The 13,825-nt window shown below is 69.1% G+C and carries 10 protein-coding genes; 4 read left to right on the top strand and 6 right to left on the bottom strand.

The window, feature by feature from the left end:
- Positions 1-773: 773 nt before the first annotated feature.
- On the bottom strand, positions 774-1,691 hold the full coding sequence (locus tag ABD346_RS32920) for a hypothetical protein (protein WP_344379955.1): 918 nt from the start codon (positions 1,689-1,691) through the stop codon (positions 774-776).
- Complete coding sequence (locus tag ABD346_RS32915; RefSeq protein WP_344379953.1) at positions 1,688-3,868, bottom strand: hypothetical protein; 2,181 nt, start codon at positions 3,866-3,868, stop codon at positions 1,688-1,690. The genes ABD346_RS32920 and ABD346_RS32915 overlap by 4 nt, the downstream gene beginning before the upstream one ends.
- A gap of 642 nt (positions 3,869-4,510) precedes the next feature.
- Here ABD346_RS32915 and ABD346_RS32910 point away from each other — a divergent pair.
- Positions 4,511-4,744 carry a type 2 periplasmic-binding domain-containing protein gene (locus ABD346_RS32910; protein WP_344379951.1) on the top strand — a complete coding sequence of 78 codons (234 nt, stop codon included), beginning with the start codon at positions 4,511-4,513 and terminating at the stop codon, positions 4,742-4,744.
- A 305-nt stretch (positions 4,745-5,049) separates the two neighbouring features.
- Complete coding sequence (locus ABD346_RS32905; protein ID WP_344379949.1) at positions 5,050-5,562, top strand: DinB family protein; 513 nt, start codon at positions 5,050-5,052, stop codon at positions 5,560-5,562.
- A gap of 108 nt (positions 5,563-5,670) precedes the next feature.
- On the opposite strand, the gene ABD346_RS32900 is transcribed toward ABD346_RS32905, so the two are convergent.
- The 3 genes from ABD346_RS32900 to ABD346_RS32890 all read right to left on the bottom strand — a co-directional run bounded on the left by ABD346_RS32900 (position 5,671) and on the right by ABD346_RS32890 (position 8,600).
- Positions 5,671-6,330, bottom strand: coding sequence for an isochorismatase family protein (locus ABD346_RS32900; RefSeq protein WP_381227466.1), 660 nt, complete (start codon positions 6,328-6,330; stop codon positions 5,671-5,673).
- A 21-nt stretch (positions 6,331-6,351) separates the two neighbouring features.
- Positions 6,352-7,725 carry an MFS transporter gene (locus tag ABD346_RS32895; protein ID WP_344379993.1) on the bottom strand — a complete coding sequence of 458 codons (1,374 nt, stop codon included), beginning with the start codon at positions 7,723-7,725 and terminating at the stop codon, positions 6,352-6,354.
- Between the two features lie 230 nt (positions 7,726-7,955).
- Positions 7,956-8,600 (bottom strand): dihydrofolate reductase family protein, encoded by a 645-nt coding sequence (locus ABD346_RS32890; RefSeq protein ID WP_344379991.1) that lies wholly within the window; start codon positions 8,598-8,600, stop codon positions 7,956-7,958.
- 593 nt (positions 8,601-9,193) lie between these two features.
- Here ABD346_RS32890 and ABD346_RS32885 point away from each other — a divergent pair.
- Entirely contained in the window at positions 9,194-11,530 is a 2,337-nt protein-coding gene (locus ABD346_RS32885; RefSeq protein WP_344379947.1) for an FdhF/YdeP family oxidoreductase, read from the top strand.
- Positions 11,531-12,033: 503 nt separating this feature from the next.
- Here the strand turns inward: ABD346_RS32885 and ABD346_RS32875 are convergent.
- Entirely contained in the window at positions 12,034-12,645 is a 612-nt protein-coding gene (locus ABD346_RS32875) for a TetR/AcrR family transcriptional regulator (protein ID WP_344379945.1), read from the bottom strand.
- A gap of 121 nt (positions 12,646-12,766) precedes the next feature.
- Here ABD346_RS32875 and ABD346_RS32870 point away from each other — a divergent pair, with 121 nt between their 5' ends.
- Entirely contained in the window at positions 12,767-13,627 is an 861-nt protein-coding gene (locus ABD346_RS32870; RefSeq protein ID WP_344379943.1) for an SDR family oxidoreductase, read from the top strand.
- Positions 13,628-13,825: the final 198 nt, after the last annotated feature.

Raw genomic sequence — 13,825 nt, 5'->3', positions numbered from 1 at the left:
GCCGCGGGTGGAGCTCGTACCACTGCCGGGACGTGCGCTGATGCGGGGAGGTGCGCTGCCGAAACAGGGAGGTGCACTGAAGCGGGGACGTGCGCTGGTGCCGGAACTCGTGTCGCTGCCGGGACGTGCGGGGGCCGACCTTACCGACCGCGAGGAGAGGCTGCCAGGGCGCCTTGCACCCCGGCCGCCGCACCGCCCCCGGCCGTACCGGTTTTCCCATGGGTTCCCGCCTCCCCTGACATTCCGTCATATCTGACTCCCCGTCATATTGCAATCGCTGCCGAGGCACCGGAGGCACGAACAGAGGCTCGCGCGGCTCGCCGAGTTGCGCATCGACCGGGGGCTGGGCGTGGGCCGTCAGGGCGACGGATGTCCGGGGCGGAACGGCTGGGGCGGGTGTCTGGGGCGGGCGGCAACCCTTCCGGCGGGCAGAACGCGCGTCCCGGACGCTTCGCCCCTCGGGCTCCCCGCACTACCGCCCCTGCTGACGGCGTGCCGGAGTGCCGTGACCCGTGATCCGTGATCCGTGATCCGTGATCCGTAGCACCGAAGACCACGGGGGGTCCTGGTCGACGGGTCCACCCACCAGCTCGGCCTGGCCGCATCCCGGCAGAGGCCGACCGCCGCCGCACCGGCGCTCACCCGGAACGGGGTGGTGCTGGGTGCCCAGCCGGTCCAGGAGCGCACGGGCCTCCTGGAGCGTCTCGGACATCCGGTCCAGGTCGATCCCGGACACTGCCCATGAGGCGCTCGGCACCCCGGGGCCATGCCCACTACTCCCGGCGGTCGATCTCCTTCAGGTTGGCCACGTAGACCTCCTCGCCGACGCGGTCCCCGCGCAGCCGGCACTCGTGCAGGGCCTTGCGGGTCCATCCACGGGCCTCGTCGCGGTTGCCGAGGTGGAAGTGGTTCATGCCCAGCAGGCCCGAGAGCTTGCCGAGGTAGCGGAGGGCGGGCGAGCCCTCGGGGTACGCGTCCAGTTCGTCGAGGAGCCGCAGCAGTGCCCGGTTGCTCTCCACGAACAGGGCCCGGTCGCTCAACCGCTGCGCGTGCGTGAGGGCCTCCCGGCAGGCACCCAGCCGGCGTCCGTCCGTGGTGCCGCGGCGTATCTCCCGGGCGGTGAGCAGCTCGTCGAGGACTTCGGCGGCTCGCGTCACGCCCCGCTGATCCGAACGCCGTGCCAGTTCGTGCGCACGGCAGGCGTGTTCGATGGCCGTGTCGAGGTCGTTCCGCACGGCCGCGTGCGTGGCCAGGCGGGAGTGGATGAGCGCCACCCAGTGGTCGTCGGCCAGCCCCTCGCCGAGCTCTTCGCGGAGCAGTGCGTCCGCAGCGTCGAACTCCCCGTCCTCGGCGAGGACTTCCGCCTCGTGGAGCTTCTCCATGGGGTTGCCCGGCCCAGCTCCGGACAGTTGGCGCAGCGCGGCGGGATAGCCCAACCCGTCCAAGGCGCGCGCGATGCGCTGAGCGGTCAGCATGAAGGGCCGCATGGCCTCCATGTCGCTGCGGAAGCTCTCCCTCAGTTGCCGTGGCACGCTCAGCCATACGTTCCGGTCGGCGTCGAGTTCTGCGGCGTGCCGCCGGCACAGTGCGCTGAAGCCGGCGTGATCCCCGTCCCGGTCGGCGACGCTGAGGGCGCGCAGAGCACGTCCGAGCTCCCCTTCGACGAACTCACCCAGATGTGGAACCTTCAATGGACCGACGCCCCCCACTGAAGCAGATGGTGGTAGAGGTGCATGTACAGAAGCCCGGACGGGTGCTCGTAGCCGGAGCCCCACCCGGACAGGAGGCCGCTGTGCGGTGCGCCGGGCGCCACGTCGCCGACGACCTGTTCCACGTTCCCCTCGGTGTGGTCCAGGGACACGGTGACGGCCGGGAGGCGGGCCTCGTACACCACGCGGCACAGCGCCTGGCCCACGTCGTTCGCCACCAGTCCGGACTTCCCCACCACCACCCACACGTCGGCCCGGACAGGCCGCGCCCGCAACCTGCCGTACGGCAGGTGCCCGACGGGGACGGGGTCCACTGCGGTCCAGCTCCCCGAGACGACCCTGACCCGCAGTTGCTTCTCCAGCTCCGCCCGGTGCCGTCGTACCCAGGACGAGATGAGCACGGCTTCCCCCTCGCACTCGGCGACAACGGCGACATGACAGGTCGGCGTGGTGGCCACGGCGTCGGGACCCGGGACGCTCCAGTACGGCGTCGCGTCGGGAGGACCGGCGTCGGCCTGTCTCTCATCGACGTAACCTCGCAGGTTCAGGCCGCCCCACCCGTCGAGGGAGCCGATCACACGGACCGGCCGTCCGCCGTCGACCGGCTGTCCCCCCGAGTAGTCCGGCATCGGGATGAGGATGTTGCCCTCCCCCATGTCCGGCAGCGGAACCACACCCGTGACCAGGGCGTGCCGACTCATCCGGCCCTGCGGCACGGCGCAGGAGAGCATGCCGGCGTAGAGGTAGGGAAGGTCGCCGGCCTCTGCCATGGACAGTCCGAGCCGACGCACGCACTCCTCGCGCGTTTGCAGCCGGAACACTTCGGTGTCCAGTAGCCCGCGCCAGATGACGAGTTGGCGGTCGTGCACCAGGCTGAGCAGCGACTCCGTGTCCGTCGCGGGGCCCGACGGCCGCGCCGGCCCACCGGTGTGCAGGATGTCCGGGCGCCCGCCCACCGTGGACGTCAGCGAGGTCGCCGCCTCCAGGGTGCACCAGGCCCGGCCCAGGTAGTCGGCGACGTCGTCCAGCAGCACTAGGGTGCGCCCGGCGAACTGCAGCAGAAACAGCGATTCGAGGGTCCTGCGGAACAGCCCCTCTTCCTCGGGAGTACGCGGAGCCTGCGGCACGCAGGTGTAGTCGTACCAAATGTGGATGCGCTCCAGCAGCGGCCGGAGTGCGGGCAGGGCGTCGAGCAGGGCAGCCAAACGCTCCAGGCCGACGTCCTCGGACGCCTTGGCCGCGCCCTGTTCGACCGCGTCCATGCCGACCCGCTCCAGCTCCTGGGCCACGGGCGCAACTGACGTGTCGTCCAGCACTTCGCGCAGGACCCCGACCAGCAGACACTCGGCCAGATCCGATCCTGCCACCCCGACCGGCATGTTCATCGCGGCGGGAGCCATCTGACGAGGGGCGTGCAGCCCACGCCGGTAGGCGACCCGGACCGCGTCGCACATCGAGGCGACCAGATGCCACGCGACCAGGCGCGCCTGAGCGCCGTCCGGATCGGGTTGTCGGGCGTCCAGCCAGCGGTGCGAGACGAACACATGGTGCCGGCCGGGGAAAACACCGCGCACCAGCTGGGACGCCTCACGCATCTGCGGGAAGCGGGCGTACCGGATGAGCTCGTCCAGGGGCAGCCAGCGCGACTCGGTCAGGTTCCGCCAGACCGACATGGTGGGCTGGGGACGCACGTCCTGTGGTTTGCTGAGCCCGTCCAGCATGCGATGGCGAATCGTCAGGGGAAACCGGCCCACGACCTCGCCCCCAGGCTCGGCCATGGCGTACAGCAGCCCCCGCTCGACACCGACCCGGAAGTGCCCGTCAGGCATGGCGAGGCGCCGGTGGGCCAGGTAGTCACGCTGCCCGGCAAGCCGGGCCAGGTCTTCGGGCAGTCCCGCCTGCCGGCGCCGCCGCTCTTGCTCAGCGTGGCCCGCCAGGGTCTCGACACCGACGAACGGCACCTGCGGGCAGGCGCACAGATAGCGGTAGGCGATGTCGTCGTACGTCCGCCCGGCTCCGTCCCGGGCGTAGGTCAGCGCCTTGGCGGCCGCCTCGCTCGCGCGCCGGACGTACAGCAGCTGGGGATGCCTTCGTAACTTCTCCGGCGGGATCGACAGCATGGCCTCGACGTCGTCGGCCGGCGGTTCACTCCGAGACAAGCAACTCACCTTCTTCCAGGCGGCTTTACGTGCCCTCGCCATGCGATCAAAGCACTTATGCCTCCAGCAGGGTCGGCGAACGTGACGACCAAGGCCCGCCGCCGATTTTTTTGGGGGGGCGCGGCGGATGCCGGTGATCTGCCGGTCTGCGGCCCGGCTGAAGTCCTGACGCATCTTCTGCCGCCGCCCCCGCTCCCGACCGCATCGAATGTCGCCCATGTCCGCGGCCACACTCACCCCGAAGGCAACGCCGAAAGAGCTCGGTCAAACGAGAGGGGCCGCGCAAGAGGGTGTCTCTGCTAACCCCGATCGAGTGACAGGCGCATGGCTACGCGCCGAGTCGGGCAACCATGCGATATCTCGAACAATCCACTGGGTCAAGCCCCCACTGCCTGGACAGCAAAGGGAACCTCATGCGCCGTATCGCCGCAGCTATCCTCGGAACTGCCTGCATCTTTGGGCTCACCATCACCACCGCAATGGCTGCCCCTTCCGACGGGCCCTTCGGCGACACCGGTGACACTGTGCTCATTCTGCCCGGCTTTCATGGTGTCCGGTAGTTCTGAAGCGGGGGCCCGGTTGATGGTCGGGCGACGGTAGCGGGGTGCGCAACGCGCGATGCTCCCGTGCCGCTGAGAGCGGATGCGCGAGCCGACCATCGCCGAATACCCCTTCCCGCGCTGCCTGGTGGCGCTGCGCGGCCGCACCTCCACGACCACCGTCGCTCTTGAGTCCGGGAACTCGGCGGAGGTCGGCGCGGCCGTCCTGGAGGGGCGCGCCGAGAACGGGTTCATCGAGAGCCCGCGCGCCGAAGGGGCTGCACAGCCAGCCGGTGGCGATCTCCGCCGGTTGGCCGTGAGGGGGTCCACAGGGTGACGTCATGTCCCGTGGCGGCTGAGGTACTCGAACAGGGAGAGGCGGACGAGGTGACGGCCAAGGTCTTTGAGTGCAACGGCACAGGGGCGTGCCCGAAGGGGTAGTACGGGCTCCACGAGCACGAGGATTCCAATGCCGAGGAACGCGGGCGTGTGCCACTCTGCGACCGGGCGCTCGGCGGCTTACGGGCTTTCGGCTTCGACGGCCGCATCCGGTCGGCGGAGACCACACCAAGCAGAGCGTGGCTCTGCGCCCTCCTGTGGTGCTGCTCGCCGAGGCCTTGGGCTGTTGGCGACAATCGACCGATGAGCGCCATTGAACGCCCCATGCCGCCCCTGAATGCCGATGAGCGCACCACGCTCGAAGGCTGGCTCGACTTTCACCGCATCACCCTCGCCATGAAGTGCGAGGGCCTCGACGACGAGCAGGCCGCTGTCGCGCCCGTGCCGCCGTCCGGCTTCACCCTGACCGGTCTCGTCCAGCACATGGCCGAGGTGGAACGGAACTGGTTCCGCCGGGTGTTCGCCGGAGAACAGGCCCCGCCCATCTACGACCCGCAGGCCGACACCCGTGGCCCCGACGGCGGCTTCGACTTGGCCGAGGGTGCCACGCTGCACGACGCCCTTGCCACCTGGCAGGCGGAGATCACCCGTTCCCGCGAACACTGCGCCAACCGTGCCCTGACCGATACGGGTCGCTTCATGGACCAGGACGTCAGTCTCCGCTGGAACTACGTCCACATGATCGAGGAGTACGCCCGTCACAACGGCCATGCGGATCTGCTCCGGGAACGTATCGACGGCACCACCGGCGTATGACGCCAGATCAGGCAGCGTTCGCCCCCGGCGACCACGGTGCACGGGCGCCGGTCATCGGCATGACGGTTTCGCCGGGCGCCCGGCCGGGACAGCGCCCCGGGCCCTCGCTCACGTATCCGTCCGGCCCTGCGACGGCTCACGTCCCCGGCGCTGCCCTTGGCGTGTTCCCGGCTCCGGCGCCGTGAAGTCAATCTCTGTGGCAGGCAGGACCCGAACACTGCGATCAGGAAAATCGATGTGCCGGTAGATCTCGTTGTGGTGGGCGATCGACTGGTCCGGCGGGGCGAAGTCTGTCGGCTGAGAGCGGACGGACGTGGTGTGTCCGTCCGCCACGAGCACCAGGTCGTATCCGTGGCTGAGGGCTTGGCGGGCGGTCGTCTCCACGCAGTTCTCCGTGGCGAAACCGGTGACCAGGACCTCGGTGACGCCGAGGCGGATCAGCTTCTCGTCGAGGCCGGTGTCCAAGAAGGCGTCCGCAGAGGTTTTCGTGACCACCAACTCACCGTCGTGAGGCGTCAGTTCAGGAAGGGTGTCGCCGCACCCTTGCTGTCGCACGGTGATCACGGGAACGTTGCAAGTACGGGCCCGGAAGCTGAGACCCGCGATGGTTCCGATGGTTCGGTCAGAGCGGTGCATGATGGGCAACATGTCGTGCTGCATGTCGATGACGAGGAGCGCGGCACGGTGCGGCATCAGTGGCATCGGCCCACCGTAGCCGTGGTCCTCTGCCGACTGCCACCCGTCGTGAAACGGCATGGTCACGGACACGGTGGCACTCCCCCGGAACCCCTAAGTTCCCTTGTCGGCTCCAGCATTGGCCGTAGGGATGGACGGTCCCGAGGCGTGGTGCCGGTCCGTGGCCACGACGCGTGTCCGGCCTGCCAGACAGACAGCCCCGGCGATCGGGAGAGCCAGGAGCGCGAATGCGCCGGCGAACGCGGGCAATTGACTCGTCGATACCGCCGAGAGCGCCGTGAACAGAGCCGACGCCACGGCCAGGACCAGGGTCTGGCCCAGATTCTGCGCAGTCTGCATCGCGCCGCTTGCATAGCCCTGTTGGTCGGCCGAAGTGTGCGCCAGCGACAGCAGTGTGAGTGACGGCGCCGCGAGCCCCATGCCGACGGCGGCCATCGCCATCGAGGACACCGCTACGGCCGGAGGCACCGCCGGCACGGTGCACAGTGCCGCTACCGCCACCGCGACCGCCATGATCCCGGCCCCGACGGCGACAAGCCGGTGCCGTCGCACCCGGCTCTGCAGGCGGCTCTGCACCCAGGAGGCTCCAGCCCAGGCAAGTGCCGCCCCGGTGAATGCCAGCCCCACCACGATGCCCGGTACATGTCGCGCCGTGCTGAGCATCAGGGGGACGAAGGCTTCGAGCGTGAAGTACGCACCGGAGGTCAGCGCCCGCAGGAGCACCGTGGCGGGCAACCCTCCCCCGGCTCGCCAGGTGTGCGGTGGCAGCAGCCTCGGGGCGAACGCCACGAGCAGCACCACACCGGTCGACGCGCACACCGCGTGACGTACGTTCCAGGCGGAAACGCCGTACTGGGTGAGAGCCGCGGCCGCGCTTACCACCACTGCCGCAGGCAACGCGGGCCGCCGCAGGGATGCCCGGGAATTCTCAGGTTCTTGCGGTGCTCCTGAGTGTGCCGATCGTCCGCGAAGGAGCAGTACCGCGGCTGCCGCGGGAATCAGGGTGAACCCGGCGAGGCCGAAAAACACCGCACGCCAGGACCACAACTCGGCTACGAACCCGGCGAGCGGAGGACCGGCCAGTGACGGAACAATCCAGCAGGCACTCATGAGGGACAAGGCGCGGGCACGTAGGTGATCCGGATAGGACTGCCCGATGGCCGCGTTGACGGACACCGCCACCAGGCCCGCCGCAATGCCATCGGTGAAGCGCCCCAGGCCCAGTTGCCAGATGCTGGTGCTGGTGGCGGAGACGAGGAGTGTCGCGACGGTCAAGACCACCCCGGCTGTCAGAGGCCGCCGGGCCCCGCCGCGATCCGCCCATGCCCCGCCCAGCACACCACCGAGCAGGCTCGCAGCCACGAACGCCCCTGCCACCAGCGGGTACAGACCGACTCCGTCGAGGTCCCGAGCCGCCACCGGCAGCAACGGCATCACCGCGAGCGCCGCGAACCCGGTCAAGAACATCACCGCAGCGAAACTCGCCGTGGCCGCCAGATACGTACGGGAGAAGATTCCGGATGCGGGAAGAGACTCTGCCGGTTCGCGGGGGTCACTTGTCACCGGCAGCACGGTAGGGCCCAACTCCGCACCGGACCAGTGGTTTTCGGCGGCCCCTGATGGGCCGCCCGCCTCCCGTGCACCGCGCCGGCGCACGGGAGGCGGTATGGACAACGACCAGCGAGTGGGCTCTCGCGTCACCTTCGCCAGAACAGGTGGTGCGTCACGCCGCTCGGACTGGGCACGATCTCCAGGTGGAACCGGTCGAGCAGCTCATCGGGGGACTCCCACAGGCGCAGTCCGGACCCCAGCTTTACCGGCGCGACCGCCACATGCATGGTGTCGACGAGGTCGGCATCGAGGAACTGCCGGATGGTGGTGACCCCGCCTCCGAGCCGGACGTCCTTGCCCTGCGCCGCTTCCCGCGCCCGTACGAGGACCTCGGCCGGGTCGCCGTCGACGAAGTGGAACGTGGTGTCGGAGAGCGTGACCGATGGACGCATGTGGTGGGTCATGACGAACACCGGCGTGTGGAAGGGGGGCTCCTCCCCCCACCATCCGCGCCACTCGTGGTTCTGCCAGGGCCCGCGCTGGGGCCCGAACTTGTTGCGGCCCATGATCTCGGCACCAATGTTGCGTGCGAAGTCCCGCGTGAAGTAGTCGTCGAGGCCCCGGCTCCCGCCCGCATCCGTGCGCATGGGCCAGCTCGCCGTGGCTCCGGCCCAGGCGAACAGCCTCTCGGGATGGTCGACGCCGAACGGCCGCTCAAGACTCTGGTGCTCACCGGCACCGATTCCGTCACTCGAGACGTTGAAGTTCATGACTCTCAGCAGTTGATCCACGGGATTCCTCATCAGGTTTTCTGTCGCGTCATCGTGTGGCGAGGCGCCACCCAACATGACGTCGAACGGGACGTGGCCGGATCGACAGCGGCCAACAACTTTTTTTCAAGCGCGTCGACAAGCTGCCCTTCCGGGAGTACCGGCCAGCCCGGTCCTTGGGTCTGGGCCGCGGCCGAGCATCCTGGCGGCTCGGCTCGCCGAAGCTCTCGACCCGGCGATCACACCGGCACGGCCGTTGCACATAAAGAAGGCCGGCCGCATGTGATGTACATCACACCAAACATATCGAAAGAGGCCGAAACTTGTGGGCGTGAAGACCTGCCGCAGAGTACGGCGGCCTTCCACCGTCCGATCTCGGCGATGGGCGCCACGGTGTTCTTCAAGGTCGCCGACTGGCCGGTGGGCCTGCTCTTCGTGGGGCTGTTCGCGATCTACTTCAGCGACCTCTTCGCCTCGATCGGGCTCTAGATCGGCGAACGCGCACTGGGCTTGTTCCACATCGCGACCGGAGGCTGGCTCACGTATCTCGCATACGCCACTACGGTCAACTTTGCCCTTGCGTATCATTGGCCCGTATAGGCAAAGAGGCAGCCATGGCCGAGCAAACAAGCAATCCTCGGGGGACACACACGTCGGACGGCGGTCCGGCATCCATCTCGGATGTGACGTCGTCGAGTCCCAAGAAGTCCAGCGTCGGACTCCACGGCATAGCCGAATCCGCGCGCTATTCCCTGGCGGAAATGGGACCGAGGCGCAGTCTGCTGACGTTGTTGTCGGTGAACCACGTCGATGGGTTCGACTGTCCCAGCTGCGCCTGGGGCGACCCCGAGCCCGGACACCGCAAGACCGCGGAATTCTGCGAGAACGGCGCGAAGGCGGTCGCATGGGAGGCCACCCGTAAACGCGTGGACGCGGCGTTCTTCGCAGAGCACTCCATCGCCGACCTGCGGGAGCGGGACGGTCACTGGCTGGAGGCCCAGGGCCGACTCACCCAGCCGATGTACCTCGCCCCCGGCGCCACCCACTACGCGCCCCTCACCTGGGACGACGCGCTCACGCGCGTCGCCGACAGCCTGCGCGGCCTCGGCGATCCGAACCGTGCGGTCTTCTACACCAGTGGCCGGACGAGCAACGAGGCCGCGTTTCTCTACCAGCTGCTGGCACGCCGGCTCGGCACGAACAACCTGCCGGACTGCTCGAACCTGTGCCACGAGTCGAGCGGCGCGGCCCTGGCCGAGACACTCGGCGTCGGCAAGGGCCTCATCTCGTACGGCGACATCACCGATCACGCCGACCTGATCATCATCGTCGGCCAGAACCCCGGCACCTGCCACCCCCGCATGCTCACGGCTCTTGAGGAGGCCAAGCAGCGTGGCGCACGCATCATCGCCGCGAACCCCCTCCCCGAGGCCGGCTTCGGCCGGTTCCACAACCCGCAGACCGCGCGCGGTCTGGTCGGCCCGGGTACAAAGCTCGCCGACCGCTACCTGCCGGTGCGCGTCAACGGCGACCTGGCCCTGTTCGCGGGCCTCAACCGCGCGCTCCTCGACCAGGAGGACGCCCGGCCGGGCTCCGCCCTCGACCACGACTTCATCGACCGCTACTGCGACGGCTTCGAGGAGGCCGCTGCCGCGTGGAGGACCCTGGACTGGGCGCGGATCGAGACCCTCAGCGGTCTGTCCCGACGCCGGATCGAGTCCTGCGCCGCCGATGTGCTGGCCGCCGACAGCGTGATCGTCTGCTGGGCGATGGGGCTCACCCAGCACCGCAACGCGGTGGCCACCATCCGGGAGATCGTCAACTTCCTTCTCCTGCGCGGAAACATCGGCCGGCCCGGCGCCGGACCCGCCCCGATCCGCGGCCACAGCAACGTCCAGGGCGACCGCACCATGGGCATCTGGGAGAAGATGCCGGACGCGTTCCTCGACAAGCTCAGGGGCGAGTTCGGGTTCGATCCACCCCGCGCGCACGGCCTGGACACCGTCGACTCGATCAGGGCCATGCGCGACGGCGGGATCGACGTGTTCATCGGCCTCGGCGGCAACTTCGCCGCCGCCACGCCGGACACCGAGGTCACCGAGGCCGCGCTGGCCAACTGCGCCCTCACGGTCCATGTCGCGACCAAGCTGAACCGGTCCCATCTGTGCCACGGCACCGAGGCGCTGCTCCTTCCCTGCCTGGGCCGCACGGAGCGCGATGAGCAGGCCTCCGGCGAACAGTTCGTCACCGTCGAGGACACGATGGCCATGGTGCACGCTTCCCGGGGACGGCTGCGTCCCGGAACTCAACACCTGCGCAGCGAGGTGGCGATCATCGCCGACCTCGGCCACGCGCTGTTCGGTGACGAACTCGGCTGGCGCGCCATGCGCGACGACTACGCGGTGATCCGCCGTCACATCGAGCACGTCGTCCCCGGATTCCACGCCTTCGAGCAGCGCGTCCAGCAGCCCGGCGGCTTCATGCTCCCCCGGGGTCCGCGCGACTCCCGCACCTTCCCCACAGAGACCGGCAAGGCCCGCTTCACCGTCAACGCGCCGACCGCGACCGAAGTTCCGCCCGGGCACCTGCTGTTGACGACGGTACGGTCGCACGACCAGTTCAACACCACCATTTACGGCCTCGACGACCGCTACCGGGGCATCAAGGGAGGGCGGCGGGTCGTCTTCCTCAACCGGGATGACCTTCGCGGGCTCCACCTGCGCGACGGTGACCTGGTCGACCTGATCAGTGTCAACCCCGACGGGGAACGTCGTGCGCCCGGCTTCCGCGCCGTCCGCTACCCCACACCGCGGGGCTGCGCCGCGGCCTACTACCCCGAGACGAACGTGCTGGTCGCCCTGGACGCCACGGCCGAGATCAGCAACACCCCCGCGACCAAATCCATCCTCATCCGCGTCGAGCGCGCTTCCGCGACCGCCCGGAGATCCTGATCGACACCGCCACCTGCGTGCACGTCCATCGCAAAGCGGGCCCGCTCAAGTCCGGCACGTCTCCGGTACGGCTCCGCGTGCGATCCGCAGGTGGGCGGCCCTGAATAGGGTCGAGTTGTGCTTCACCCCAACCACACCGTCCCGGCCAGGGCTCTGCACGCCGACCTGTGCTGGCGCGACCTGAACGCCCGCCGTCCCGACATCCCGGCCGCCCAACGACGAGGACGAGCAGGCATCCGATGCGAGAAAGGTGTCCGCTGCGGCGGCAGGCAACTACCAGGCGCAGCCCGACCACCCGACCTGGCGAACGTTCCCGGCCATGGCTCTAGCTGGTCCACGGCAGGCGGACCGCTTCGAGCTCGATGTCCGCGAGCAGCGCCGGCGACCCGGTGAACCTTCTCGATTACAGCACTGGCGCGAGGTATCCGTGCTTCCTGCGAAAGCGGAGGCATGTCTCGTCCGGACTTCTCCCCTTATCCCTCCAACACTTCCCGAACCGGACGTTAACGCGGCATCAAGCCGCGGAGTGCCGTCTCCACGATGCTGTCGGTGTACTCCGGGGTGAGCGGGCCGGTGCGCTGCAGCCAGCGGTTGAGCAGCGGGCCCCAGATCATCTCTATTGCAAGGTCGAGGTCGGTGTTCGGGTCGAGCTGACCGGCCTGCTGGGCCTTGCGCAGGCGGTCGCGTTTGAGGCGCTGCATCGGTTCGTGCAGGCGCTCGGTGTAGGCCGCGGCGAGCTCCTGGTTGTGCACGATCTCGGTGTTGAGGGCGCGCATCGGCTCGTCGTAGCGAGGGTCGTTGAGCTCGCGGACAGTGGCACGGAGCACCGTCTTGAGGTCGGCCTCCAGGCTGCCCGTGTCGGGGAGTTCGGGTCTGCCGGTGGCTTGGTCCTCGCTGAGCATGAGCAGCGCGTCGAAGAGCACCGCGCCCTTGGAGGGCCACCAGCGGTAGATCGTCTGCTTGCCGACGCCGGCGCGCGCGGCGATCGCCTCGATGCTCAGCTTGCCGAATCCGACCTCTCCGACCAGGTCGAAGGCGGCCGTCAGGATCGCCTTACGGGACGCCTCGTTGCGGCGGATGGGGTCCGGGGCATTGCTTGTCGGCTTCGCAGGCATGGCTTCCATTCTACGCAGCGAACGAGACGAGACGGTCCGTATTGACGCTGGTCGGGACGGCTGCCATGATCGAGGCACCGAACGAGACGAACCGTCTCGTCTCACGGAGGGGAGTCATGCCATGCGTACCTCACCCGGAAGCACCGGCCGCGTCTGGTTCATCACGGGAGCCAGCCGAGGTCTCGGCCGCGCCTTCGCGGAGGCGGCGCTCGGCGCGGGCGATCGCGTCGCCCTCGCCGCGCGTACGGTCGGCCCCCTGGAGGAGCTCGCGGCCGCCCATCCCGGGCGGGTCCTGCCCCTCGGGCTGGACGTGACCGACCGTGAAGCGGTGTTCGCGGCCGTCGCCGAAACAGTCGGCCATTTCGGGCGGCTCGACGTCGTCGTCAACAATGCCGGGACGCTGTCCATGGGCATGGTCGAGGAATTCACCGAGGCCGAGGCCCGAGCTCAGTTCGAAGTCAACTTCTTCGGAGCCCTATGGGTGTCTCAGGCGGTGCTGCCCACCCTGCGCAAGCAGGGCTCCGGGCATCTGGTGCAGATATCGAGCATCGGAGCGCTCGGAGGCTTCCCGAGCACAGGTCTCTACAGCGCCAGCAAATTCGCCCTCGAGGGCCTGAGCGAGGCGCTCGCCCTGGAGGCGGCCGGCTTCGGAGTGAAGGTCAGCATCATCGAGCCCGGCGGCTACTGGACGGACCTCTACACCGCGATGCACTGCACCGGCACACTGGCGGCATACGACCCGCTGCGGGCGGACCTCGCGGCGCAGTTCGCCGAGGGCTCGGTCGACAGCGACCCGAAGCTCGCCGCGGCGGCCCTGCTGACGCTCGTGGACAGCGACGAGCCACCGCAGCGCCTGCTGCTCGGCAGCATGGTCTATGACCTCGCATTCGACATCTCCCGCAAGCGCATGGCCACTTGGGCCGGATGGGAGCAGGTCAGCCGCGCCGCCGAGTACGCGATACCGGCACCGTCGGCTGGATGAGCTGCCGGACCGGGGCGGTCACCGTGTCGATCGACTCGGACATCGCTCATCCCTATGGACATCCAGTGCCGCACCGAAGCCGTCCGCGGCCGGTCCGGGAGCGTGCAGCGGCGGGGGCGCCGCAGGTGGCGTATGGACGCACCGCGGTGGTGACGGCGAAGACGGCATCCAGCCACAGACGGTCGTTCGCCTTTCGTC

The sequence above is a fragment of the Streptomyces mauvecolor genome (genome assembly GCF_039532965.1).
In the GTDB taxonomy this organism is placed as follows: Bacteria; Actinomycetota; Actinomycetes; order Streptomycetales; family Streptomycetaceae; genus Streptomyces; species Streptomyces violascens.
This window is presented reverse-complemented; position numbering and strand designations above follow the sequence as displayed.

What these genes read in the sequence shown, in the direction of transcription:
- ABD346_RS32885 (WP_344379947.1), top strand. Translation starts at nt 9,194, where the DNA reads ATGGCCGAGCAAACAAGCAATCCTCGGGGGACACACACGTCGGACGGC.
- ABD346_RS32910 (WP_344379951.1), top strand. Translation starts at nt 4,511, where the DNA reads ATGCGCGAGCCGACCATCGCCGAATACCCCTTCCCGCGCTGCCTGGTG.
- ABD346_RS32895 (WP_344379993.1), bottom strand. Translation starts at nt 7,725, where the DNA reads ATGTTCTTGACCGGGTTCGCGGCGCTCGCGGTGATGCCGTTGCTGCCG.
- ABD346_RS32905 (WP_344379949.1), top strand. Translation starts at nt 5,050, where the DNA reads ATGAGCGCCATTGAACGCCCCATGCCGCCCCTGAATGCCGATGAGCGC.
- ABD346_RS32875 (WP_344379945.1), bottom strand. Translation starts at nt 12,645, where the DNA reads ATGCCTGCGAAGCCGACAAGCAATGCCCCGGACCCCATCCGCCGCAAC.
- ABD346_RS32870 (WP_344379943.1), top strand. Translation starts at nt 12,767, where the DNA reads ATGCGTACCTCACCCGGAAGCACCGGCCGCGTCTGGTTCATCACGGGA.